This is a genomic window from Thomasclavelia cocleata (genome assembly GCF_900102365.1).
Lineage (GTDB): Bacteria > Bacillota_I > Bacilli_A > Erysipelotrichales > Coprobacillaceae > Thomasclavelia > Thomasclavelia cocleata.
The window spans coordinates 21581-46790 of sequence record NZ_FOIN01000020.1; the positions used below are offsets into that span (position 1 = coordinate 21581).

General features: G+C 27.3%; 25 protein-coding genes. 16 read left to right on the top strand and 9 right to left on the bottom strand.

The window, feature by feature from the left end; genetic code table 11:
* The first annotated feature begins 26 nt into the window (after positions 1-26).
* From BMW96_RS08300 to BMW96_RS08315, 4 genes are read left to right on the top strand one after another with little or no spacing between them, the layout of a single operon-like run.
* Positions 27-1031 carry a permease gene (locus BMW96_RS08300; protein WP_092354375.1) on the top strand — a complete coding sequence of 335 codons (1005 nt, stop codon included), beginning with the start codon at positions 27-29 and terminating at the stop codon, positions 1029-1031.
* A 15-nt stretch (positions 1032-1046) separates the two neighbouring features.
* Positions 1047-1307 carry an RDAC family protein gene (locus tag BMW96_RS08305; RefSeq protein WP_092354377.1) on the top strand — a complete coding sequence of 87 codons (261 nt, stop codon included), beginning with the start codon at positions 1047-1049 and terminating at the stop codon, positions 1305-1307.
* Between the two features lie 13 nt (positions 1308-1320).
* Positions 1321-1638 (top strand): thioredoxin family protein, encoded by a 318-nt coding sequence (locus tag BMW96_RS08310; protein WP_092354379.1) that lies wholly within the window; start codon positions 1321-1323, stop codon positions 1636-1638.
* A 6-nt stretch (positions 1639-1644) separates the two neighbouring features.
* A complete protein-coding gene (locus tag BMW96_RS08315) occupies positions 1645-2037 on the top strand; it encodes an arsenate reductase/protein-tyrosine-phosphatase family protein (RefSeq protein ID WP_092354381.1) in 393 nt (130 codons plus the stop codon).
* Between the two features lie 234 nt (positions 2038-2271).
* On the opposite strand, the gene BMW96_RS08320 is transcribed toward BMW96_RS08315, so the two are convergent.
* From BMW96_RS08320 to BMW96_RS08330, 3 genes are all read right to left on the bottom strand, one after another.
* The gene (locus BMW96_RS08320; protein ID WP_092354383.1) at positions 2272-3189 is read right to left on the bottom strand and encodes a hypothetical protein; all 918 of its coding nucleotides are present in this window, start codon (positions 3187-3189) and stop codon (positions 2272-2274) included.
* Positions 3190-3330: 141 nt separating this feature from the next.
* A complete protein-coding gene (locus BMW96_RS08325) occupies positions 3331-4104 on the bottom strand; it encodes a PH domain-containing protein (protein ID WP_157796042.1) in 774 nt (257 codons plus the stop codon).
* A gap of 131 nt (positions 4105-4235) precedes the next feature.
* Entirely contained in the window at positions 4236-4688 is a 453-nt protein-coding gene (locus tag BMW96_RS08330) for a hypothetical protein (protein ID WP_143050726.1), read from the bottom strand.
* 294 nt (positions 4689-4982) lie between these two features.
* Between BMW96_RS08330 and BMW96_RS08335 the strand changes: the two genes are divergently transcribed.
* Positions 4983-9914 carry a glycoside hydrolase family 2 TIM barrel-domain containing protein gene (locus tag BMW96_RS08335; RefSeq protein ID WP_092354389.1) on the top strand — a complete coding sequence of 1644 codons (4932 nt, stop codon included), beginning with the start codon at positions 4983-4985 and terminating at the stop codon, positions 9912-9914.
* A 149-nt stretch (positions 9915-10063) separates the two neighbouring features.
* Here the strand turns inward: BMW96_RS08335 and uraA are convergent, their stop codons facing one another.
* Positions 10064-11317, bottom strand: coding sequence for a uracil permease (gene uraA / locus BMW96_RS08340; RefSeq protein WP_092354391.1), 1254 nt, complete (start codon positions 11315-11317; stop codon positions 10064-10066).
* Between the two features lie 143 nt (positions 11318-11460).
* Between uraA and BMW96_RS08345 the strand changes: the two genes are divergently transcribed.
* The 11 genes from BMW96_RS08345 (at position 11461) to BMW96_RS14145 (ending at position 21222) form a co-directional block, all read left to right on the top strand.
* Positions 11461-11952 carry a GNAT family N-acetyltransferase gene (locus tag BMW96_RS08345; protein WP_092354393.1) on the top strand — a complete coding sequence of 164 codons (492 nt, stop codon included), beginning with the start codon at positions 11461-11463 and terminating at the stop codon, positions 11950-11952.
* The gene (locus BMW96_RS08350; protein WP_092354395.1) at positions 11945-12499 is read left to right on the top strand and encodes an RNA 2'-phosphotransferase; all 555 of its coding nucleotides are present in this window, start codon (positions 11945-11947) and stop codon (positions 12497-12499) included. The genes BMW96_RS08345 and BMW96_RS08350 overlap by 8 nt, the downstream gene beginning before the upstream one ends.
* A 67-nt stretch (positions 12500-12566) precedes the next feature.
* Positions 12567-13121, top strand: a complete 555-nt coding sequence (locus BMW96_RS08355) for a LemA family protein (protein ID WP_092354397.1) — start codon at positions 12567-12569, stop codon at positions 13119-13121.
* Between the two features lies 1 nt (position 13122).
* Positions 13123-14859, top strand: coding sequence for a DUF2207 family protein (locus BMW96_RS08360; RefSeq protein ID WP_092354399.1), 1737 nt, complete (start codon positions 13123-13125; stop codon positions 14857-14859).
* Between the two features lie 116 nt (positions 14860-14975).
* Positions 14976-15647: a response regulator transcription factor gene (locus tag BMW96_RS08365; protein ID WP_092354401.1), complete on the top strand. Its 672-nt coding sequence runs from the start codon at positions 14976-14978 to the stop codon at positions 15645-15647.
* The gene (locus BMW96_RS08370) at positions 15595-16638 is read left to right on the top strand and encodes a sensor histidine kinase (protein ID WP_244881291.1); all 1044 of its coding nucleotides are present in this window, start codon (positions 15595-15597) and stop codon (positions 16636-16638) included. The genes BMW96_RS08365 and BMW96_RS08370 overlap by 53 nt, the downstream gene beginning before the upstream one ends.
* Positions 16639-16730: 92 nt before the next feature.
* Positions 16731-17486, top strand: a complete 756-nt coding sequence (locus BMW96_RS08375) for an ABC transporter ATP-binding protein (protein WP_092354403.1) — start codon at positions 16731-16733, stop codon at positions 17484-17486.
* A complete protein-coding gene (locus tag BMW96_RS08380) occupies positions 17483-19381 on the top strand; it encodes an FtsX-like permease family protein (RefSeq protein ID WP_092354405.1) in 1899 nt (632 codons plus the stop codon). Before BMW96_RS08375 ends, BMW96_RS08380 begins: the two co-directional genes overlap by 4 nt.
* Before the next feature lie 146 nt (positions 19382-19527).
* Positions 19528-19917: a large conductance mechanosensitive channel protein MscL gene (mscL, locus tag BMW96_RS08385; RefSeq protein WP_244881292.1), complete on the top strand. Its 390-nt coding sequence runs from the start codon at positions 19528-19530 to the stop codon at positions 19915-19917.
* A gap of 246 nt (positions 19918-20163) precedes the next feature.
* Positions 20164-20937: a ZIP family metal transporter gene (locus BMW96_RS08390; RefSeq protein ID WP_092354407.1), complete on the top strand. Its 774-nt coding sequence runs from the start codon at positions 20164-20166 to the stop codon at positions 20935-20937.
* 111 nt (positions 20938-21048) lie between these two features.
* Positions 21049-21222, top strand: a complete 174-nt coding sequence (locus BMW96_RS14145) for a hypothetical protein (protein WP_169924256.1) — start codon at positions 21049-21051, stop codon at positions 21220-21222.
* 101 nt (positions 21223-21323) lie between these two features.
* Here the strand turns inward: BMW96_RS14145 and BMW96_RS08395 are convergent, their stop codons facing one another.
* The 5 genes from BMW96_RS08395 to BMW96_RS08415 form a co-directional block, all read right to left on the bottom strand.
* The gene (locus BMW96_RS08395; RefSeq protein WP_092354409.1) at positions 21324-21797 is read right to left on the bottom strand and encodes a hypothetical protein; all 474 of its coding nucleotides are present in this window, start codon (positions 21795-21797) and stop codon (positions 21324-21326) included.
* 26 nt (positions 21798-21823) lie between these two features.
* Entirely contained in the window at positions 21824-22021 is a 198-nt protein-coding gene (locus BMW96_RS08400) for a hypothetical protein (RefSeq protein ID WP_092354411.1), read from the bottom strand.
* Positions 22022-22132: 111 nt separating this feature from the next.
* A complete protein-coding gene (locus tag BMW96_RS08405; RefSeq protein WP_092354413.1) occupies positions 22133-22369 on the bottom strand; it encodes a hypothetical protein in 237 nt (78 codons plus the stop codon).
* 1068 nt (positions 22370-23437) lie between these two features.
* Entirely contained in the window at positions 23438-23932 is a 495-nt protein-coding gene (locus BMW96_RS08410; protein WP_092354415.1) for a hypothetical protein, read from the bottom strand.
* A 10-nt stretch (positions 23933-23942) separates the two neighbouring features.
* A complete protein-coding gene (locus BMW96_RS08415; protein ID WP_092354417.1) occupies positions 23943-24500 on the bottom strand; it encodes a hypothetical protein in 558 nt (185 codons plus the stop codon).
* Positions 24501-25210: the final 710 nt, after the last annotated feature.

Sequence of the window (25210 nt, forward strand, 5' to 3'; positions counted from 1 at the left end):
AAAATTATCGATATAAGGAGAGCGGTATGGAACAATTATGGTTATTTATTCAAAATCAAGTTCTAGGAATGAAATGGCTGAATGATTTAATAGGAACAGTTCTTATGTCTTTAGGATTTGATATAACAAGTCATATAGGCGGAAGTATTCAGTTTTTTATTTATGATGTATTAAAAATAACTTATTTATTATGTTTATTAATTTTTATTATTTCATATATTCAAAGTTATTTTCCACCAGAAAGAAGCAAGAAAATATTAGGAAAATTTCATGGAATAACTGCAAATATTGTTTCGGCTTTGTTGGGGACAGTTACTCCATTTTGCTCATGTTCATCAATTCCGTTATTTATTGGATTTACAAGTGCAGGGTTACCATTAGGAGTTACTTTTTCATTTTTAATTTCATCACCTATGGTTGATTTAGGAAGTCTTGTATTATTAATGAGTGTTTTTGGAGTTAGGGTTGCTATTGCTTATGTTATTATTGGTTTAGTGATAGCGGTTGTTGGAGGAACAATTATTGAAAAATTGCATATGGAAAAACATGTAGAAAGTTTTATTATGAATGCTAGTGCTGTAGATATAAATTCTCCTGCACTTACTTATAAAGAACGTATGATTTATGCAAAAGATCAGGTTGTTGAAACACTTAAAAAAGTTTTTCTGTATATATTAATAGGTGTTGGTATAGGTGCAGTCATTCATAATTGGATACCTGAAATTTGGATAGAGAGTGTTTTGGGAGGAAATAATCCATTAGGAGTTATATTAGCAACGATTGTTGGTATACCAATGTATGCTGATATATTTGGTACAATTCCTGTTGCAGAAGCTTTACTTGCAAAAGGAGCTTTACTAGGAACAGTTTTATCATTTATGATGGGAGTTACAACATTAAGTTTACCATCAATGATTATGTTGAAAAAAGCAATAAAACCACAGTTATTGGGCTTGTTTATAGGAATTTGTACTGTAGGTATAATTTTAGTTGGATATTTATTTAATATCTTTTCATTTTTATTAATTTAGATTGGAGATAAAATAATGGTTAATGTTGTGAACTTTAATATGGTTGTTGAAATAAATCAACTTTTAAAGGAACAGGCAATAGAATATTCACTTCATGCTTTAGGTGGATGTACTTGTACAGGTTTAAGATTAAGGAGAGATGGGGAAGAGTATCAAATTAAAAAAATTATTGAAATCATTAATGATTATCTTGATCAAAAATGGATGAGGGTCAAACAAGATGAAAAAGATTCATATATATTAAATGTTGAATCAAAATTTGATTTTGAAAAGTAAAGGAGAAAGCGTTATGAAATTATTTAAAAAGAAGAGTTGTTGTCAATGTTCAGTGGATGAAATAAAACAAGCAGAAGAAATAAAAAATGAACTAGGGATTAAGATTTTAGGATCAGAATGTGCAAAATGTAATAAACTAGAGGAGTCTGTAAGACAAGCTATATTAGAAATGAATATAGAATTACCAATAGACCATATAACAGATTTTGCCCAAATTGCATCTTATGGTATAATGTCAACACCAGCATTGGTCTTAAATGGAGAAGTTGTATCTTTTGGTAAGGTATTATCTGTAGCTGAAGTTAAGCACATATTGGAAGTGAAATTATAAAAGAATATGGAAAAGAAATTAAAGGTTGCATTTATATGTGTTCATAATTCATGTCGCAGTCAAATTGCTGAAGCATTAGGTAAAAAATTAATGAGTAATAAGTATGATTTTTATTCATGTGGTACAGTATTAAAAGATCAAATAAATCAAGATGCAGTGAGAATTATGAAAGAACTTTATCAAATCGATATGGAAAAAACACAATACAGTAAATTAATTACTGATATTCCAGAAGTTGATGTTGCTATATCAATGGGATGTGATGTAAAATGTCCATATATTGGTAGAAATTTTGATGAAAGTTGGGATTTGGCTGATCCTACTGGTCGTGATGATGAATTTTTTAAAAATATAATTAAAGAAATTGAAAATCATGTTATAAATTTAAATTACAAATAATAGGTCTTTTTGATCTGTTATTTTTTTGAATTAAATATATAAATGAATTTAAAGTGTAATTTAGTACTAAAATATTATTAAATAGATAAAGTCTGTTTGTAAAGTAACTTAATTTTTTGAAGAATTTTATAACTAAATAATTGATAGATTTATGCAATGACCTATCTAGAAATGATGTAATTAGTATATAAAAAGCTAAACTATAATTAACACAATAGTTTAGACTTTTTATTTTTATAAATTAAATTTTTTAGATAGTTTCTCTATTTGTGATTTAGAAACCCCAAATTTAGTACATAAATCTTCTATATACTGATTTAATTCTGCAGGTGATTTTCCTTTTAACTCTTCTTCATTAATACCCAAAGCTTTCATCATTCCTTTAATTAAATTTAACGTGTCTGGATTACCTTCTTGATATCTATGTATCATATCATCATAATATTTTTCGGCTCCCTCAAACATTTGTTCATCTTGCTTATTTTTATCATTAAATTCCTTTTGAAGCTCTAAAAGTACATCAATTTCTTCACTATCTAGATCAAGGGCATTAAAAAAATCTAAAGCTTGATTACATAAAAGTTCTAATTCTAACAGTTGATTTTCAGGATCAAGTTTTTTTATTAATTCAAGATCATGATAAAAATCTTTAATTTTTTGCTGATCCTGGTTTGTAAGAATAATATCTTCATATTCATCATTTATAATATCTTCTAAAATAATTGGTATATAATAAGCAACTTTCTCATGACTAGTTAATATCATTTTGACATCTAAATCTGTTATAGCTGCTAATAGTTCAATAAATTTATTTTTGTTGATAAAAGAATTATCAAAACAATATTTACAAATATCAGTGGTAATATAAGCTAGTGATTTAGAGTTTTCTAACTCTAATTTAGTAATATTATCGTACTTAAAACAGCCTTTAATATCAAATTGGAAGTAAACTTTATTAGTAGTAATAATCATTCCTTTACTACCGTCTAACTCTTTACTGTTATCAATAAACGCAACAAGTTCTAAAATATCACTATCTCCATACAGATATATTGCATTACCAATTTGACTAGGGATATTGTCATTAAAATATATTACACCATTTGTTACAAAATCATTATTTAAAAAAGTTAAAATCTGTTCTTTATTCATAATTGCCTCCAAATATATTTTATAGAAAATGTCTACTTATTTAATTTCGTCTTTATTGTATCATAAGTTGAAAATGTATGTTTATTTATCACTTTAACAATTACTTAATGATTAATACAAAAATACTAATAAGTTATGAGCTTATTGTTTCGTTTTTAATTGTTGATAGAAGGATTTAGTATCTTCAATATCATCATCATTTATTATATAGATATCATCTTTAGTGTAAATGATAATATAACATTTATGTAAGCTGGCAAGATAAACCTTACAATCACCATATTTTTCAAATCTATACTCTCCTTTAGCATAAATTCCTGTATCAGTGCCATTTATACGTTTTCCATCACCTAAATTATTTGTAATTTCAAGTCTTTCTATTTTAGCTATATCAATATCAAAGTTATAAAATTCACTAGTAACGATAATTTTATTATTTTGAAGTGACAAATCAACTATATTATTTGTTACATCTAAATAGTATGGATATCCAAATATCCAGATTAAAAAACAAAGGATAACAGAAATAAATCCAATAATAAAATACCGATAACCCTTTTTTGCAGTGTTAAAAGTTAATTGCATACCACCAGGCATTGAAACTAGTGTCCGAGGATCATAAGGGTTGTAATAAGCAGGTCCCATTAAACCGATTTTCCAACAATCATCACTAGATAAGCTATAGCTACATTCATTATAGTGTGAAAGTAGTTCGGTTTTTTTATTATGATAGTCTTTTATTTTATATAACATAAGAATAGTAGTGATAAAGGACAAGATAGTTACAAATATTATATATATAAACTTAAACATTTCTAATAGATATAATTGTATTACTAAATTAAATAAAGCATCACTTAAAGTTAAACAAAAAAGACAGTCATAGAAAACTTGTTTGCGATTTAAATTAATCATGATATTTGCTTCATTATTTTCACAAAATGTCTGAATTCTCAGTTTTTTAATAAAAATTAGACCAGTTAATAATATAATCATTTGTAAAATTATAAAGGGATATATTATAACATCAGCTTTATATTTTATCATTAAAAAAAAATATAAATATCAATTATAATAACACAATAGAAATGCTTTAATTTAAAAGTAGATTGTTCTATATAAGGAGAAGAAGCTTTTAAATCAATTTTATATTTTATGTCATTTAAAATTAACCAACTATTTTGCTTTTTAATTTTAAGTAATTTTTCTCTAGCTTTTTTAAAAGGAATTTGCATGATAACTGTATTTATAAAAATTAACACAAAAAATATAAATACAGTTATTAATGGTGAAAATAAATTAAATAATAAAATTGAGATTATAGATATAATAAAAGAGATATTTAATAATATATTTAGTTGTCTATTATAAGATATAATTATTTTTTGAACATCAATCGATTCAATTGTATATTCAGGGATAGTTACTAAAAATAAATTACCCTCTTTATATTTGGAATCTCTTTTTGATGAGTAGTAAAATACAATATTAATAAACATAAGTATTAAAGCTAAATACCACATATAAGTTACCTTTCTGCTGTTTGTATAACGTATTGTAATATAAATGGTATACTTAATCAATGTATTTTAACTATAAAATAATTTAGTTATATAACATAATTTTTAAAAAACAGTTGTAATAATACAAAAAGCTATTTCTTTATCACTAAAATTTATCCTTTTTTTGGTAAAAAATTACTAAAATTATTGTTAAAAAAGCGCTTACGTGGTAGGATTTATATGTAAGATAATGAAAGTTATTTACGGGAAATTTTGAAAAGGAGGAAAATTATGAAGAAGAGTTGGGATAAGAAGATTTCAGCTGTATTAACTGCTACGTTAATTTTAACAGTAGCGCCAGTCAGTACTCTGGCACAACCAAATGCTAGAATTACTCAGTCAAATCTAGAAGATGTTTATGTTGATATCATTGGAGAAGGTGAACGCTCAACATTATTTAATGAAAATTGGAAATTTCATCGTGGAGATGTTGAAAATGCTCAAAATGTAGATTTTAATGATAATTCATGGGATAATGTTAACTTACCACATGATTATAGTATCGATCAGGAATTTACAACAAGTGGAGAAGCTGAAAGTGGATTTTTACCAGGTGGTGTAGGATGGTATCGTAAGACATTTGTAGTGCCTGAAAAATATCAAGGTAAACAATTAATGATTGAATTTGATGGTGCTTATATGAATGCTGAAGTATATCTTAATGGTAAAAAATTAGGTGAACATCCATATGGATATACAGCGTTTGCTTTTGATCTAACTGATGAGTTAGTTTTTGATGGAAAGACTGAAAATGTTTTAGTTGTAAAAACTAATAATAAGATTCCAAGTAGTAGATGGTATTCAGGTAGTGGTATTTATCGTGATGTAACATTAACTGTTACAGATAAAGTACATGTTGGATATAACGGTACTCAAATAATTGCCAAAGATTTAGAAGCAAATAGGAATGGAACTGTTGAAGTTGATGTAACAACTACAGTTGAAAATGATAGTGATACTAATAAAACAGTAACTGTAAAGAATACATTACTTGATGAAAACGGTAATGTGGCAAGTGATACAACTGCTAGCGAAGTTCAAATTGCTGCTGATGGAAGTCAGGATGTAAAACAAAGCGTGTCTGTTGAATCACCAGAATTATGGTCAGTAGATGATGCTAATATGTATAAGATGAAAACAGAAATAGTAGAAGGAAATAAAGTCTTAGATACATATGAAACTGATTATGGATTCCGTTATTATAATTTTAATAACAATACTGGTTTTTCATTAAATGGCGAAAACATGAAGTTAAAAGGTGTTTGTATGCACCATGATCAAGGAGCATTAGGAGCAGTTGCAAATCGTGACGCTATTGAACGCCAAGTAAAAATTTTAAAAGAGATGGGATGTAATGCGATTCGTGTTACTCATAATCCAGCTGCTTCAGCATTATTAGATATTTGTAATGAGTATGGTATATTAGTAATTAATGAAGCTTTTGATGGTTGGACAGAATATAAAAATGGTAATATTAATGATTATACAGCTCATTTTGAAGAAACAATTTCTGCTGATAATCAAATTATCAATGGTGAACCAGGTATGCAATGGGGAGAATTTGATGTAAAAGCAATGGTTGATGGTGCTAAAAATGATCCTAGTGTAATTATGTGGTCAATTGGAAATGAAATTGATGAGGGTGTTTCAACAAGTACTTCACATTATTTACAAGTGGCAGAAAGTATTATTGATTGGATTCAAGAAGTTGATATAACTCGCCCAATAACTAATGGAGATAACCGTAAAAATACTGATTCTAGTGCATTGATTAGTCAAATTAATCAAAAGATATATGAATCTGGTGGTGTAGTTGGAATGAACTACGCAAATAATAGCCAAACAGTTTCAATGCATAATACATATGGTAATTGGCCGTTATATGGTTCTGAAACAGCTAGTGCTGTACATAGTAGAGGTGTATACAGTACAAGTGGAAGAGATAATTCTATTTTACAGATGTCAGAATATGATAATGATTCTGCGAAAGTAGGATGGGGACATTCAGCTAGTGATGCATGGAGTTTTGTTATTCAAAATGACTTTAATGCAGGTGAATTTGTTTGGACAGGATTTGATTATATTGGAGAACCAACACCTTGGAATGGTGTAGGAACTGGTAGCGTAAGTGGTCAAGGCGCTAAACCTAAATCATCTTTCTTTGGTATTGTTGATACTGCAGGATTCCCTAAAGATACATATTATTTGTATAAGAGTCTTTGGGATGAAAACAGTACAACATTACATTTAATGTCTACATGGAATAATAATGAAATTGTTAAAAATTATAATGGTACAGTAAAAGTTGATGTATTCACTAATGCTGCTAAAGTAGAGTTATATTTAAATGGTGAAAAAGTTGGTGAAGATACAGCAACTAAACATACTACAGATTTAGGGTATACATATCAAACTTTCTCTAATGGTGAATTTTACCCAAGCTTTAATATTAGTTGGGCATCTGGTACATTAAGTGCAAAAGCATATGATGAAGCTGGAAACTTAATCAGTGATACTGAAGGAAGAGATAGTGTATCAACTAATGAAGCTGCTGCTAAATTAGATGCTTATGCTGATAAAACAGAAATTGCAGCTGATGGAAGTAGTTTATCTTATATTACTGTAGATGTAAAAGATGCAAATAGTAATATTGTTGCAGGTGCTAATAATAGAATTGATTTTAGTATTGAGGGTGATGGAAAAATCGTTGGAGTTGATAATGGAAATGCCTCAGATACTGATAGTTATAAAGGAAGTTCAAGAAAAGCTTTTAGTGGAAAAGCTTTAGTAATTGTTCAATCTACAAAGAATGAAGGAGCATTTACACTAACAGCAAGTTCTAGTGGTTTAACTTCATCAAGTGTTACTGTAAATACAAAAAGAGCAACTGTTGAAGGAACAGCTTATTTACAAAGTTATAAGATTTCTAAAAATATGTATGTACCAGTGGGACAAGAACCTCAATTACCACAAACAGTAGAAGGAACTTATAATAATGGTGAAACAAAAGATCTTGCAATTGTGTGGGATAGTTATGATAAATCATTATTAAATGAAGCTGGTGAATTTACAGTTACTGGAAAATTACAAGATAGTGATGCAATTGTATCTGTAACAGTTCATGTAATTGGTGATATTGTTGTGATGGAAGGTTATTCAACAGTAACTAATGTTGGAGTAACACCAAAATTACCTCAAACATTGCGAGGTATCTATGGAAATGGTGAATATAGTGAAGCATTCCCAGTAACTTGGGATATTCCTGAAAATGCATTTGATAATGAGGGAATTGTAACAATTACTGGAACAGCTAGTGTTTTAGAAGATAGTAAGGATGTAAAAGCAACTGTACGAGTAGAACCAAGGGCTGATGAATCTACTAATATTGCATCTAAAAATTATGCTGATGCTCCAACATTTACTAATGGTAAAATGCAAAATGGTGTACCTACAGATCCTTCTACATCTGCAATTAGTGATTCATTGCTTAAGTTAAATGATGGAATTACTAATGATAGTAATGATACAAATGCTAGATGGACAAATTGGGCAATTAGAAATGAAAGTCCAGCTACTGATACATATGTTCAGTTAGAATGGCAAAAAGAATATAAAATGCAAAATGTAAAGTTATGGCATTTTACAGATAGTGCTTATAGTGTTTTACCAGGTGATGATAATGTTCGTTTTGAATATTATGATAGTGCAACTAATCAATGGATAGAAATTGAGTCTTCTCATATTACACAAGTTTCATACTTAGCTGGGGATACTCCTTATGGATTTATTAATCCTGTTACAACAAGCAAATTAAGAATCTGGATGAAAGCTCCACAAGTAGGTAAGTGTATAGGTTTAACAGAAGTTGAAGTTTATAATTATGTAGAAAAAACACCAGTTAATACAACTGCTAACATTGATGAGTTGAAATTAAATGGTACAGCAATTGAAGAGTTTGAAGGTTTTGAAGGATATGATGAACAAACAAAAACTTATACTGTTAATTTAGGGAATAATGATTATCCAAGTGTTGAAGCTTTAGCTAACAATAATGAAGCAATTACAATTCTACCAGTTTATGAAAATGAAGTTAAAATTATTGTTAGATCTGAAGATGGTAATACTACAGAAATTTACAAAGTTAAATTTATTAAGGATACTTCACCAGTAGTTGATAAAGAAGAATTAGCAAATTATGTGGCTAGTCAAGAAATTACTACTGCAATTAATTCAGAAGATAAATATACAGTTTCTTCATATCAAGCTTTCAAAAACGCATATGATAATGCTGTTAATATGTTAAATAATGATACTGCAACCCAAGAAGAAGTTGACAGTGCATATCAAGATTTACAAACTGCTTATACTAATTTAAAAGTTGTTTCAGTAGAAGAGGAAGCAAATAAGTTGGCATTACAAATCGCAATTGAAATGGCAGAAAATGCAAGCTTAGAAAATGTAGTACCAGCAGTAGTAGAAGAATTCAATGCAGCATTAGAAAACGCTCAAACAGTTTATGCTAATGCTAGTGCTACACAAGCTGAAGTAGATAATGCATTTACTAGATTAGCAAATGCAATGCATATGTTGGAATTCTTCAAAGGAAATAAGGAATTATTACAAAAACAAGTAGATCAAATCAATGGATTAGAATCAGATAAATATATTGAATCGTCGTGGAATGCAATGTTACCAGTATTAGAAAAAGCAAATGAAGTATTAGGTAACGAAAATGCAATGCAGGAAGAAGTAGATGAAGTATATAGTGAATTAGTAAGAGCATTTGTCAATTTAAGATTAAAACCAAATAAAGATTTATTAAGTGGTTTAATCAATCAGGCAAATGGACTAAATAGAGCTAATTACACAGCAGCATCATTAAAGGTGGTAGATGCTGAAGTAGAAAAAGCAAATGTGGTATTAAATAATCCAGAAGCAACAAAAGAAGAAGTAGAAACTGCAATCAATGCTTTAACAAAAGCCCTTGAAGGATTAGTAGCTAATCCAATTAATCCACCTGTAGATACAAGTGTACCTGAAATAAAACCAGGTGATACTACAGTAGGTGTAAAAACAGGGGATAATAGTTTAATTGGAATCTTTGCAAGCTTATCAGTATTAAGTGTGGCAGGATTAAGTTTATTAAGAAAAAAAGAGAATTAAAAAGATAGTTTTTAAGAAAGCTATTTGTAATTAGATATTTAAACAATAAAAAGAGAATAGATTATTATGAAATATTCACAATAATTTATTCTCTTATATGTTTTATTTACTAATTATTAAGTATGAATCTTAAAGTAATACTATCTTTTTTAATTATCATTTGTTAAATTGAACTTTTCTAGAGTATAGAAAAGTAGTGATAAAATCATTGCTATAATGCAAGCTAATACCATTCCAGTTAATTGAATACCTCCAAAGTCCAAAGTAATGCTGCTTAAACCAGTTACAAAAACTATAGAAGTTAAAATAAGATTTTTATTTATAGAATAATCAACATGTTGATCAACTAAAATTCTAAGACCACTAGTACCAATCATACCATAAAGTAAAAAGCTAATTCCACCAATAACTGGTCCAGGTATTGTTTGAATTAAAGCAGATAATGGTCCTACAAAAGAACAAATAATAGAAATAATAGCAGCACCAGCTATAACTTGAACACTATATACACCAGTAATTGCCATTACACCAATATTTTCTCCATATGTAGTAGTTGGTACAGAACCAATTAAACCTGAAATCATAGTTGAAAAATTATCTCCAAATAATGAACGATGTAAACCAGGCTCTTTAATTAAATCACGATTAATTATTTTACCAGTTACAACTTGATGACCAATATGTTCTGAAGTTATTACTAAAATTACAGGAAGTATCATTAAAATTGCATTAATATCAAATTTTGGTGTCGTAAAATTAGGTAAAGCAAATAATGGAGCATCAATAACTGCAGAAAAATCAACTAATCCAAAACATATTGCAGCGATATAACCACAAATAATAGCAATTAAAATTGGAATAACACTTAAAAATTTTCTAAAACAAATATTTCCTAAAACAGCTACACCTAATGTGATTAAAAATACACAAACATTAGATATTTGAATATTGTCTCCTAATAGACCAGCATTATTAGCAGCAGTAGCACTAAGTTCTAAACCAATTAAGGCTACTACAGGACCCATAGCTGCAGGTGGCAATACTATATCAATCCATTTGGTACCACATTTTTTAATTATAAAAGCTAATAGACAGCCACAAAAACCTACAGCAACGAATCCTCCTAAGGCATATGGATAGCCAAATTTAGAAATTACAATATTTGCAGGTGCTATAAAAGCAAAACTAGATCCTAGATAAGCTGGTGCTTTACCTTTAGTAATTAAGATAAATAATAATGTTCCTATACCGTTCATAAAAAGAACGATAGCTGGATTTATTCCAAATAAAAATGGAACTAAAACACTAGCACCAAACATTGCAAACATATGTTGTAATGATAAAGGCAGTAGTAGTTTTCCAGGAACTTTTTCTTCTACTTGAATAATATGTTTTTTTGACATTTTCTCCTCCTTCTAACCTAATGTATTATGGCATTTTTTTTATATGATGTCTAGCGTATTTTTATGATATACTTTTAAGTAGATGATTTAAATAAAATATTAGAAAAATAATGATTTTTTAAATTGAAAGGACTGTGATTAATATGAATATACGTAAAGCAACATTAAAAGATTTAGACAAAATAACAGAGATAGAAGCAATATGTTTTCCTAAAAGTGAAGCTGCTTCAAAAGAAAGTTTTAAGGAGAGATTAGAAGTTTATTCTGATTGTTTTTGGTTATTAGAAGAAGATGGAGAAATAGTTTCCTTTATTAATGGAATGAAAACAGATAAAATAACGATTGATGATGAAATGTTTGCAAATGCAAAACTTCATAATCCTAAAGGTAAATGGTTAGCTATTTTTGGAGTAAATACTTTACCAGAATATCGTAATAGAGGATTAGCTGGTAAATTAATGGAAACAGTAATTTTAGAAACAAAAAAACAAGGATGTAAGGGATGTATACTTACTTGCAAGGATAAATTGGTACATTATTATGAAAAGTTTGGCTATAAAAATAAGGGAATTTCAAAATCTGTTCATGGTGGAGCAGTTTGGTATGATATGATCTTGGAGTTTAAAGATGAGTGATTTAGTTAAACTTGGTAAATATTTAAGTCTTATTTTAAGACATAAACCTGAAGTAATTGGGATAAAACTTGATGAGCATGGATGGGCTGATATTGATGAATTGCTTGTTGGGATGAATAGACAGGGGAGGTTTATTAATCGTGAGTTGCTTGATGAAATTGTAAAAACAAACAATAAAAAACGTTATCAGTATAATGATGATTTAACTAAAATAAGAGCTAATCAAGGACATTCAATTAATGTGGATGTTAACTTACAAGAAAAAGTACCTCCAAATACTCTATATCATGGTACAGCATTAAGATATTTAGATGAAATAAAATTATTTGGAATAAAGAAAATGAATCGTTTATATGTTCATTTATCAAAAGATAAAGAAACAGCTATAAATGTTGGAAAGCGTCATGGTAAAGCAATTATATTAGAAATAGATACTAAAAAGATGTTAAATGATGGTCATAAGTTTTATTATTCAAATAATGGGGTATGGTTATGTGATGATATTGATTTTAAATATGTAAGAAGAATATTTGATGATAAAAAGTGAATAGAAAAATAGTATTTAAATGATTTAAGAAGTATAATATAGATAAATTAAATAAAGGAGGAAATATATGAGTAAGGAATTTTTAATTATTATTATAATAGTAGTAATAATCGTGATTTATTGTATTATGGCTTATAATACTTTAGTAAAGCTAAAAAACAGAGTTAAAACTAATTGGGCACAGATTGATGTGGTTTTAAAAAGAAGAGCCGACTTGATACCAAATTTAGTAGAAACAGTAAAAGGGTATGCAAGTCATGAAAAAGAAACGTTAGAAAATGCTATTAAAGCTAGAAATACGTATGTAAATGCTGGAACATTGCAGGATCAATTAGTTGCTTCTAATGAGTTAAATCAAGCATTAAGTCGTTTAATGATGTTAAGTGAGGCATATCCTGATTTGAAAGCAAATGTTAATTTTATTGAATTACAAAAGGAATTAACCGTAACAGAAGATAAGATTACTTATGCTAGACAGTTTTATAATGATTCAGTTAATAAGTATATAAATAAGACTGAAGTTTTTCCTTCAGTAATTATTGCAAAGCTTTTTGGATTTAAACCTTTTGCTTATTTTGAGATTCAAGAAGTTGATAAAGAAGTACCAAAGGTGAAATTTTAAAATGAAACTAAAGAAAATAATTTTAATAGCTTTTATTTGTCTAATAAATTTAATTCCTCAAGCAGTATTTGCTGCTAGTAATGATTTAGAAGTAATAGATATGCACATATATATCAATCAAAATGGAACTGCCACAATAAAAGAAACGTGGCAAATGGAAACAGTTGAAGGAACAGAGAATTATAAAGCCTTTAATAATCTTCATGGTTTTACAATTACTGATTTTTCAGTTATTGATGAAAAAGGAATTAAATATGACTTTGTTGATCATTGGGATATTGATGCTAGTCGTCAAGAAAAGAAGAATAAATGTGGAATTGTAGAAACAGATACAAGTTATGAGTTGTGTTATGGAATTGGTGATTATGGTAAACATACTTATACAATGACATATACAATTAAGCCATATGTAACACAATATGATGATGCTCAGGGAATTAATTGGCGTTTAGTTAATGAAAATATGGATCCTAAACCAACTGAATTTAAAGCAACAATTGAATCAGATTATAAATTTTATGATCAAGATTGTGATATTTGGGGATTTGGTTATGAAGGACGAGTAGTTTTTGATGATAATGGTGCAATTGTTTTATCTAATCGTGATTTAGATACAAATCAGTTAGGTGATATTGATTATGTTAATCTTTTGGTTAGGATACCTGATGGAACATATAGTGAGGGAATTACAGTGGATGAATCATTTGCTGCAGTACTTGATGATGCTCGTGATGAATCTAGTTATGAAGAAGATATGACAGGAATAATTGCAGTTGCAATGATTGTTATTGGGATGATAGTTTTTGTTGTTGTTATTGTAATAGTAGCTAATAATTCTAATAAAAGTAAAAAATTATATTTTAGTGATGGTAAAGATGAATTACCAACAATAAAAGAAGTCAATCCATTTAGAGATATTCCTTGTAATAAAGACATTTATTATTTTTATTATGTTGCTAATAAAATAGGTTTAATTGGACAAGATGATCGTTCAGGTATTTTATGTGCCATGTTATTAAAGTGGATTCGTGATGGATATGTTGATTTTTCTAGAGAACCTGGCACTGGATGGTTTAAAAAGGATAAGTATGAAATTGATTTTAGTAATGAGATTCCAACTAGTATGCCTTTTGAAGAGAAAATGTTAGGTTATTTTAGAGAAGCTAGTGGTTCTAATCAAATACTTGAAAATAAAGAATTTGAACGTTGGTGTCGAAAAAATTATGAGGAAATTGAAGATTGGTTTAAGGATTTAAATAAATATTTTGATAAAAAACTTCAAGAACAAGGAATTAAACATAAAGAAATAACATATAAAAAGGTTTTAGGAATTGATGTTAAGCAAGTTAACGTTGTTTATGAACCTTCGTTTAGAGATGATATTTTATATACAATGGGATTAAAACGTTTTTTACTTGATTTTAGTAGTATTGAAGAAAAAGAAGTAATTGAAGTAAAATTGTGGGAAGAATATTTAATGTTTGCTTCAATTTTAGGAATTGCTGATAAAGTAGAAAAACAAATTGGAACCCTTTGTCCAGAATTTAATCAATATTCAAATATTGATTACACATATACAATGTATGCAACCCGAACTTTTATGTATGGTGGAATCCGAAGTGCCAGTGCAGCTTATAGTGCAGCTCATAGTTCATCATATAGTGGTGGTGGCGGTTCTAGCTCCTTTGGAGGAGGCGGTGGAGGCTTCTCTGGTGGAGGAGGAGGCGGCAGCCGATAGAATAAGGTGATAGTTAGACTATCACTTTTATTTTAATTCTAACAATGTTGTAAGATTGTTTAAATTATTATGTGATTTTAAATGATAATAGTATAATTATTAAAAGGGGTGAAAAAATGAAAATTATGATTATTGAAGATGATTTGATTTTAGCACGTGAATTAAAGCTATTATGTAATAAATGGAATTTTATAGCTAAATATATTAAGAATTTTAAACATGTTGATCAAGAATGTTATGATTATCAGCCAGATTTAATTTTATTAGATATAAATTTACCATTTTATGATGGTTTTTATTGGTGTCAAAAGATTCGTAGTAATTCAACAGTACCAATTCTTTTTATTTCTAGTCGTGAACAAAATTCTGATAAAATTATGGCTTTAGCATCAGGTGGTGATGATTATATTGAAAAACCCTTTGATTTAGAACTATTATTGATGAAAATTAAAGCAATGTTGCGTAGAACATATGAGTATAAACATTTAGATAAAGAATATCTTGATGAAGATATTAGTTATGATATTGCTAATGGTAGTCTTACTTATAAAAATCAAGTTTTAGAATTAACTAAGTCAGAAGCTAAAATAATGACAACATTAATTCAACATCGTGCTAGTCCAGTTACAAGAGAACAATTGATGATGGTATTATGGAATACTAATGAGTTTATTACTGATGCTACTTTATCAGTACATATTTCACGTTTACGTTACAAGTTAAAAGATTTTACTAATGGAAAAGATATTATTAAAACGAAAAAAGGAGTTGGTTATTATATTGATTAATTATTTAAAAGAGCATATGTTACAAAATATTATTTATATTCTAATAATAGTATTTATAAATGTTTATTTTATTTATTTATGTGGTAGAAACTTATACATGGATGATTTGTTATATTTAGATATTATTTTAGTTTTTTTAGGATTTGTTTTATTAGTGATTAGTTATTTAAGGTATCAACAAGTTGAAAGGATATATCAAAGAAACAGCTTTTTAACAAGTAATAAACTTAAAGAGTATTTACCAAAACAAACAATAAAAATTATTGAAAAAAATAATTTTTATTATAGTAATGAAAATAATTATTTAAGAGGACAAATACAAGAATTATCCGATTATATTACAAAATGGTCACATGAAACAAAGTTACCAATAGCTTCATTACGTTTAATGAATGAAAGAAATAATGATCTAATATTAAAAAAAGAAATGCGTTTAGTAATAGAACAAATTCAGCTATTAGTAAATATAATGTTAATATCAAGCAAGTTAAGAAATCCTGAAAATGATATTAAAATTGAAAAAATATTAATATCTCAAGTTATTAAAGAAGCAATAAAACATCATTCTTATTTTTTAATTAATGATCACTTTACAATCAATTTAAAAGTAGAAAATGAGTATGTTTATAGTGATCGACGTTGGTTAACATATATGTTAGATCAATTTATTACGAACTCGATAAAGTATAAATCAAACAATCCTAAGTTAACATTTGTAGTTAAGCAAAATGAAAAAAAATTAACTTTAATTATTGAAGATAATGGAATTGGAATTTCTAAAGAAGATGTTCCATATATTTTTGATTGTGGATTTATTGGACATAATCTTCGTGATGGAGATTATCGTTCTACAGGAATGGGTTTATATTTTGTTAAAGAAATAGCTAAGAAATTAGAGATTAGAGTTTTAATTGATGAAAATTTTAATTCAGGTAGTCGTTTTATTTTGGAATTTGTAGATAATGCAAAGTATTTCTTACTAGATTACTAAAATGTTAGATTAATAAAATAATTGTTAGCTAGATGTTAGGATTTTTATTGAATAAATTGTTAAACTTTAGTTGTAATCAAGGAGGATTTTAGATGAAAAAAGTATTAGAGATTAAAAATCTTGTTAAAAGTTATGGACGTAAAGATTATCAAACTAAAGTTTTAAAAAATATTAATCTTGATATTTATGAAAATGATTTTATAGCAATTATGGGATCTTCAGGGGCTGGAAAGTCAACTTTATTGAATATGTTATCAACATTAGATAAACCAACTTATGGACAAATTATGATTGATGGTGAAGATATTACTAAAGTTAATAACAAACGTTTATCAAAAATTCGTCAAGAAAAGATAGGATTTATTTTTCAAGATTATAACTTATTAGACAATATGACATTACAAGATAATATTGCTTTGCCGTTAAGTTTAAATGGTAAAAAAAGTAGTAAAATTATTGAAAGAACTAAGCAAATAGCAAGTTTGTTTGGCTTAAATGAGCATTTAAATAAATATCCTTATCAGTTATCAGGAGGTCAAAAGCAGCGTGGTGCTAGTGCTCGAGCCTTAATTACAAATCCACAAATTATTTTTGCTGATGAACCAACTGGAGCATTAGATTCAAAATCAAGTAAAGATTTATTAGAGTCATTAAAATATGCTAATGAACACGGTAAGGCAACAATCTTGATGGTAACTCATGATGCTTATAGTGCAAGTTATGCTAAACAAGTATATATGCTTAGTGATGGAGAGATTAAATGTCGTTTAAATCATAGTGGTAATCGTCAAAAGTTTTATGATGAGATTTTAAGCTTGTTATCTTCGATGGGAAGTGATCAAGAATGAGTTTATTAAAATTAGCTTATTCAAATTTTAAACGGAGCGTTAGAAATTATGTATCATTGATTGCTTCGTTGTCATTTTCGATTTTTATATTTTTTAATTTTCAAAATCTTGTTTTTTCTAATGCTATGGATGTATTAAAAGAACGTAATAGTGATTATATTACGATCATTATTGAAGTTATTTCAGTTGTTCTTGTGATTTTTGTTTTTTTCTTTATTTGGTATGCAACAAATGTTTTTTTAGCACAACGAAAGAAAGATATTGGAATTTTTACTTTTATGGGGTTAGATAATGCCAAGATAGGTAAGATGTATGTAATTGAAGTAGGAATAATAACAGTATTATCATTAGTTATTGGACTTTGTAGTGGAATAATATTTTCAAAGCTATTTACAATGATTTTATTAAAGTTATCAGATATTAGTGTTGATGTTTCTTTTTCGTTTAGTATTTTTCCAGTAATAATAACGATAGTTTTATTTATGGGAATTTTTATTATAATGATTATTAAAGGTTATCTTAGTATTTTAAGAAGTAGTGTTTTAGAGATGATATCAGCTAGTAAGCAAAATGAATTAAAAGAAGAAAAGGGAATAATTACTTTAATAAAAGTAATTATTGGAATTGGATTAATAAGTGGGGGATATTATTGTGCTTTACTTGTTGGAGATATGTCGTCATTTATTTATATTTTCTATGCAGTAGTTTTAGTGATTGCTGGAATTTATTTTCTTTATGATGGATTGATTCCTTTTGTAATTAATAAGTTATCAAAGAATAAACAATATCTTTATCAAAAAGAACGTTTATTATGGATTAACAATCTTGCTTTTCGTTTAAAAAAGAATTATCGAACTTATGCAATTGTTACAATTTTAATGATCTGTTCGGTAACTGTACTGGCAACATCTTTTGCAATGAAGCAACGATATGATAGCATTACTCATTTTAGAAATACTTATTCTTATGTTATTATGGCAACTAAACAATTAAATGAAGATGAAATAAATCATGGTATTAGTAAAACTAATGCAGTAGATTATCATAATAGTTTTAATTATCTTATTTTAAATAAAGATATAGTTAAAACTAAGTATATTTATAGTCAATATGGTGTTATTTCATATAGTCAATTAGAAAAGGCAGCTAAAGATGCTAAAATGAATTTTGATATTCCTGAATTAAAGGATAATGAAGTAGTTAATTTAACTAGATTATATTTAATGGATATATCTAATCCAGTAAGTAATCCTACTATAGAAATTAATAAAGAAATGTATCAAATAATAGATGAAACATCAGAATCTTATTTAGGTTTAATTCAGGAAAATATTAATACTTATATAGTAAGTGATAGTGTCTATGAAAAATTAAAAAATATTGGTCAAGAGTATTATATGTATAATTATAAAATAAATAATCCTGATAATTATCAAGCATCAATAAGTTATTTAGATAATTTGGTTGAAGAGAATTCAATTAGTTATTTAGTAAATGATCCTAATGGTGGTGATATTGCTTGGGTAAGGGTAATGTATTCTATTTGTATTTTTTTATTTTTAGTATTTATTTTAGCTAGTGGTAGTATTATTTTTATGAAGTTAAATAATGAAGCGTTTGAGGATAAAGAACGTTATGTTATTTTGAAAAAAATGGGAATTAGTAATAATACGCTGGTTAAATCAATTAAAAATGAAATTCGTTTTGCGTATTGTTGTCCATTTATTTTAATGTTGATATCTTCGTATTTTTCAGTTCATGCACTTGCTAATGTGATGAAAACAGAGTTATATATAATTAATGTAGTTAGTACAATTGTAATTTTAGTAATGTTTTATATTATTTATAAAATTTCAGTTTTAATGTTTAAAAGAAAGGTATTGAATGGAGACTAGTTTTATTTTATGTTCAAATAATGATATAATTATATACAGGTAGTATGAATTTTGTTAAAAAGGTAGAGGATATAGAATATGAAAAAGAAACTAGGAATTATTGAAGAATTTAAAAAATTTATTACTCATGGTAATGTTATGGATATGTGGTTGGGGTAATTGTTGATAGTGCATTTACTGCGGTTGTGACATCTTTAAATACAGATATTATTTCACCAGTTTTAGGAATATTTGGAGGGGTTGATTTTTCAGATTTACAGATTACGTTAGGTACAAGTAAGAATGCACCAGTGTTAAAATATGGGAGTTTTATTACAGCGGTAATTAATTTTTTGATTATCGCCATGATTATTTTTTTGATTATTAAAATAATGAATAAAATAAATGAGGGCATTAAAGCGAAAATAGATGATGAAGAGGAAATATTAGTTGATGATACTAAAGTATGTCCATATTGTATGGAAAAGATTGCAAAGGAGGCATCTAGATGTCCTCACTGTACATCAATTATAAAAGAAACTGATGATAATAATTAAGATAGGGGATTTTATTAGAACCATATTTAATGATGGTTCTTTTTTTGCATATTATTTGTTTAATATTAAATTATATTGTAAAATAGCGACGAAATATAACATAGTTATATTTTTGAAGTAAAGAATGTAGTTTTTTTACTATATTATAAATTATTTATAATGTACAATTGAATGTTTTATTAGTTGTTTATATAAATATTATTAAAATTAGATAAAATAAATTTTTAAAAGAAAGGAAAAATAAAAATGGAAATGTTAATAGGGATTTTGATTCCATTTATTGGAACAGTTGCAGGTTCAGCTTGTGTCTATTTTATGAAAAATAAATTGAATCTGTTGGTACAAAAATTATTATTAGGTTTTGCTTCTGGAGTAATGATTGCAGCTTCAATTTGGTCACTATTAATTCCAGCAATGAATATGTCTGAAAATATGGGGGATTTAGCTTTTGTTCCAGCTGCAGTTGGTTTTTTGTTAGGAATAGCTTTCCTGCTTCTATTAGATCGTAATATTCCACATATACATTTAGATAATGAAGAAGAAGGTCCAAAGAGTCAATTAAAAAAGTCAACAATGTTAGTATTAGCAGTAACTTTACATAATATTCCTGAAGGTATGGCAGTAGGGGTTATATTTGCAGGATTAGCATCAGGAAGTCAGGGAATTACTTATGCAGGTGCACTAGCGTTGGCTATTGGAATTGCAATTCAAAATTTTCCTGAAGGAGCGATAATATCAATGCCATTAAAAAGTTCAGGACTATCTAAGAATAAATCATTTATTTATGGTATGTTATCAGGTATAGTAGAACCAATTGGAGCAGCAATTACTATTTTAATGTCTTCATTTGTTGTACCAATTTTACCATATCTTTTGTCCTTTGCAGCTGGAGCAATGGTTTATGTTGTAATAGAGGAATTAATTCCTGAATCTTCACAAGGACATCATAGTAATATTGCTACAATTGGCTTTGCAATTGGTTTTGTAGTAATGATGATTTTAGATGTGGTTTTAGGTTAATTCTGGTTTTAAAATTTAACATTTTGTTAACAAAATAGTGATACTATTTAACTATAAAATTGGTATTATAAGGGTATACATAATCATATATTTAATGAGGAGGCGGTTTTAATGAACAAATTAGCTTTAGTTGCGGTAAGCTTATTTGTAATTGTAGAAGTTTTAATTGGAGATTGTGTCATCCAGGGAATTCCGCTTTGGTTAATAGGATTAATTTTATTTAGTTTTATCTGGATGGGAATAATCTGTGTAAAAGAAAAAGTTAAAATAAAAGATTCATATTAGTGTGTTAAGTAAAATAGATAGGATAAGTCTTGTATGGGAATATTCCTATCTTTTTTAATATCTTAAAAGGTGGAAATAATTTCCACCTAGTCTTTGAACCTTTAATTACTATTTGGATTTAGTTTATCCTTTTTCCATTTTCGATATAAATAAATTAATAAAACAATTATACAACCAAGCCCCAAACTGTTCATACATCGTTTAAAATGGGCTAAATCATTTATATCGTAAATATTAACAGTCATGAATCTGGCTTGAAAAATAACGACAAATCCAAGCGTTAATAACAAGACATTCTTTATATAATTCCAGACATTATTTTCCTTAATATAAATATATATTAAGACAATAGCATATAATATAACTAAAAAATATATTACAGAAGATAAAGCCGTAACTACATTAGGAATAAAGTCAATACTTAGCTTTTCACTTTCACTAAAGCCGTTTGGAAAAACTTCTTCATAAACTACTGCTACTAAATAATTATTAGTAATCACAAACTCAAAAAAACACCAAAGACCTAAAATAATATATCTCATAACTATATTAAATATATTTTGATACTTCAACATAACTATTCCCCTCTCTAAATTAAATCTTATTCACCATGAATTGTGCTTGTATAATATGGAGTTCTATAAGTAGTAGCCATACCATAACTACCAGCTTCAACTCTTTCATAACCATATCTATAAGTAAAATCAATACTACGATGTGCTGCAGATCCCCACTTATAAGATGTATTGATATCATATAGTTTTTCTGATATTGCTCCACCACCTGCTGGTGAATACATGCTTACACTAGGACCACTAAATGATGTTATTACACCAGTACTCTCATTTACTCGAATAACAGCATAGCATTCTACTCCAAACGTTATTGCTTTTTCAGAACTAAAACGATACTAGTGGGTAAATATTTTGGTAAGATTCTTTGTATTACTACTTCTGCTAGCTGTCACTTTTGACATAACCAAAACTAATTCATTATCAATAATATAATTATAAATATTTTCGTAATTGCCTAATTCATAATTCACTTGATTTTCAGCTATAAAATTATCTTTAATACTAACACCATTGTTATTAATAATATCGTAATTAAAATCACTACTATAGATACAATCAATTTGTTTAGTCACAAAATCTGGTACTTGTTCACTAAACGCATAACAACTACCAATTGTACTAACTAATAATTATAATGAAAACATGACTACCATTATAATTTTTTTCATAATTAATCACGGTTATGAAGTAATCTTTGTCAAGACATAAATTCACAATTCATAATTTTTTATTAATTTGTGCCATCATGGGCATACAAAGACTCCTTAATCAAGATTTTGCGACAGTTAACCACTCTGTTATTTGGGGATTACCAATAGGTTAATGATTCGTCGTCAGACTCTATAATCTTCATGTGTGAATGGTATTGCGTATATATAAACTTGTGATTAATTATATTTACATTCATTGTCATAAGAAGTATATATTTGATAGTTGAATCTGTTTTCTTATTTTGAGGTCAATCTATGCCTTTGATGTTAATGTAATGCCTGTTTTTTTATCTACTTCATAACTTCTCCTTTCTTTTTTATTTTATATATGACTTATTTCTATTCCCCATACAAAACATGACAAGCTCTTGCTATTTTAGTAATAGCGACACTCCTATTGCTTTTTCTTTAAAATGATTTGTCATTCTGATGTGTTCTTTGATTTGAACGTCATGATCAGTAGGAACATAGGCTGATTTATAGGAATTGTTTCTAAGAATAGTTACAATCATTTGAACATTTTTCTATAGTTTTTGACAACCTTGTTTTAACTGAGCGTTGTATAGTTTATGGTGCTAAGATATAATTTTTCTTTTAACTGTCAATAGAGTGAATATCCAAGAGACCCAGCTTCATAGTCGGTTAAAATTTCTACTTCTTCATCTTCAAATTTTTTCTTTATATTTTTGATGAATTTTTTGATAAGCTTTGTATCTGGTTCAATTTTAGTTTCTCCTAAAATTAAACCATTTTTCTATAACTTGCGCATAAAGTATATGTTTTTTTATGGGTATCCGTTTTAATATAGATTATGCTTTTTATAGTGACCTCCAATTGTCATTATGGAAATGATTCTATAATTTGTTTTTACATCCTAATTATGAATTTAAATCCACGTTTTAACAACTAGGGAGCACTTTATATTATCTTTTAACCAGCATCTAGATTAATTGTAAATTCTTTGCTAATATGTTCATCAAATCCTGTTGCTGTACGAGCATATATTTTAAATTTTCCAGTACAATGTAGAGTTCTTCTTGATGCAGAATAAGTTGCATTTGTTGAAACATCTATCAAATAACCTTCATAGGCTCCTGCATCAATCCAATTTGAATTCAAATATGGTCCACTATATGAACTGATTACACCTGTACTCTCATTTACTCTTATTATTACCTTTAATGTGACATTTGCTTGTAGTTTCTTTCCTTTAACTGTGTCAACAAATGTATCCACATTATGTCTTTGATATGTAACTGATGCAAATGGTGTTATATCAATAGAATTACTATCAATGTTTAAAATTATTTCTTTTTCAATGATTTTTTTATTATCTAATTCACTTGCATTAACAATTCCTATATTAATCATCATCAAGACACCACATAATACAATAGTTGTAAAATATTTTATTCTTTTTTTCATCATTTTCTCCTTAACCTTGTATTTTTTTCATTTTAATCAATAATAAATTTTTTAATGTTACTTTCTTTACACTTTCTAAGATTTTTGCATCAATTATAAATGAAAATTCATCCCCATCTTTAAAATTCAATCCCGAAAATGAATAATTTTGACATTCAATATCATCTATAAAGCAGGAAGTGTATATTTTATCTTCAATTTTTTTATTTGGTAAAATTTTGTGTTCCACCCCAGTAATTAGTTTACCAAATTGCTGATTATAAGTACCATGACTTGAAAAGTATATGATATATTTATCATTTTCTTTTATTATTGAATCAATCATAATTGTACATCCATCATTTTCATAAATAATTTTATGAATATTTGAATCTAATTTATTGATATCAATATCAAAATTCACATCACTATCAATCGTTTGAAATGAGATTGAATAATTCATGTTAAATAATTGATATCTTAAACCCTCCTGCATTAATTTTATTTTATCAATATTATAGAAAATGCATACAGATACCACCTGTAATATTAATAGAAATATAATTAATATATTCTTTCTTCTATTCATAGTACCACCTACCTTCAAAATATAATTATTATTTTAAACGAAATTATATCACTTTCCCAATATCCCCCTTTCCTTTTTTATAAATAATTCTATTACTTATATAACTAATTGGATAATATTAATAATTATTTTTGTTTTTTCAATATTTTATCTAATATTTTACATTTTATGTCTAACTATATTATCCTATTTATAAAAAATAAATTTTTTCATATTCTTTCTTTCGTTTATTTAATAATAATTATATATACTTAAGTGTTATATTTTCCTCCTTTCACTAAATATTTATAAATGTAATTCTATGAGTAAAATATAACATAACAAAAAAGGATACATTATTATATATCCTTTTTTGGGCTATTCAAATAATTTAGGGGGCACAAGTTTAGGGGACAACTTTGGGGGTCAACTTTAGGGGGATGACCTTACAAAAAAGACATTAAAAAAACAACAGCTGGAATTAACTAGTTGTTGTTTCTTTTTATAGTTCTTTTATCATTGATATTGTCTAGATACTATGAAAGGAACTATATGATTAATGATATCATGAATTTTTTAAACATTGAAGATAAAGATATAATTATTACCAAAATTTTAACTGATGGAAATATTAAAGAGGTTCATCTGGAAAAATCTCTTAAAGCTGAATATTGCCCTGCCTGTTCTTCGAGAATGTATTCAAAAGGCAAATACTTTAGAAAAATCAATCA

Coding starts and splice junctions, on each gene's coding strand:
- BMW96_RS08380 (WP_092354405.1), top strand. CDS start 17,483: ATGAGTTTATTAAAATTAGCTTATTCAAATTTTAAACGGAGCGTTAGA.
- BMW96_RS08330 (WP_143050726.1), bottom strand. CDS start 4,688: ATGTTTATTAATATTGTATTTTACTACTCATCAAAAAGAGATTCCAAA.
- BMW96_RS08395 (WP_092354409.1), bottom strand. CDS start 21,797: ATGTTGAAGTATCAAAATATATTTAATATAGTTATGAGATATATTATT.
- BMW96_RS08300 (WP_092354375.1), top strand. CDS start 27: ATGGAACAATTATGGTTATTTATTCAAAATCAAGTTCTAGGAATGAAA.
- BMW96_RS08350 (WP_092354395.1), top strand. CDS start 11,945: ATGAGTGATTTAGTTAAACTTGGTAAATATTTAAGTCTTATTTTAAGA.
- BMW96_RS08360 (WP_092354399.1), top strand. CDS start 13,123: ATGAAACTAAAGAAAATAATTTTAATAGCTTTTATTTGTCTAATAAAT.
- uraA (WP_092354391.1), bottom strand. CDS start 11,317: ATGTCAAAAAAACATATTATTCAAGTAGAAGAAAAAGTTCCTGGAAAA.
- BMW96_RS08320 (WP_092354383.1), bottom strand. CDS start 3,189: ATGAATAAAGAACAGATTTTAACTTTTTTAAATAATGATTTTGTAACA.
- BMW96_RS08390 (WP_092354407.1), top strand. CDS start 20,164: ATGGAAATGTTAATAGGGATTTTGATTCCATTTATTGGAACAGTTGCA.
- BMW96_RS08415 (WP_092354417.1), bottom strand. CDS start 24,500: ATGAATAGAAGAAAGAATATATTAATTATATTTCTATTAATATTACAG.
- BMW96_RS08305 (WP_092354377.1), top strand. CDS start 1,047: ATGGTTAATGTTGTGAACTTTAATATGGTTGTTGAAATAAATCAACTT.
- BMW96_RS08355 (WP_092354397.1), top strand. CDS start 12,567: ATGAGTAAGGAATTTTTAATTATTATTATAATAGTAGTAATAATCGTG.
- BMW96_RS08375 (WP_092354403.1), top strand. CDS start 16,731: ATGAAAAAAGTATTAGAGATTAAAAATCTTGTTAAAAGTTATGGACGT.
- BMW96_RS08325 (WP_157796042.1), bottom strand. CDS start 4,104: ATGATTAATTTAAATCGCAAACAAGTTTTCTATGACTGTCTTTTTTGT.
- BMW96_RS08335 (WP_092354389.1), top strand. CDS start 4,983: ATGAAGAAGAGTTGGGATAAGAAGATTTCAGCTGTATTAACTGCTACG.
- BMW96_RS08400 (WP_092354411.1), bottom strand. CDS start 22,021: ATGTATTCACCAGCAGGTGGTGGAGCAATATCAGAAAAACTATATGAT.
- BMW96_RS08410 (WP_092354415.1), bottom strand. CDS start 23,932: ATGAAAAAAAGAATAAAATATTTTACAACTATTGTATTATGTGGTGTC.
- BMW96_RS14145 (WP_169924256.1), top strand. CDS start 21,049: ATGAACAAATTAGCTTTAGTTGCGGTAAGCTTATTTGTAATTGTAGAA.
- BMW96_RS08370 (WP_244881291.1), top strand. CDS start 15,595: ATGGAAAAGATATTATTAAAACGAAAAAAGGAGTTGGTTATTATATTG.
- BMW96_RS08315 (WP_092354381.1), top strand. CDS start 1,645: ATGGAAAAGAAATTAAAGGTTGCATTTATATGTGTTCATAATTCATGT.
- BMW96_RS08345 (WP_092354393.1), top strand. CDS start 11,461: ATGAATATACGTAAAGCAACATTAAAAGATTTAGACAAAATAACAGAG.
- BMW96_RS08310 (WP_092354379.1), top strand. CDS start 1,321: ATGAAATTATTTAAAAAGAAGAGTTGTTGTCAATGTTCAGTGGATGAA.
- BMW96_RS08365 (WP_092354401.1), top strand. CDS start 14,976: ATGAAAATTATGATTATTGAAGATGATTTGATTTTAGCACGTGAATTA.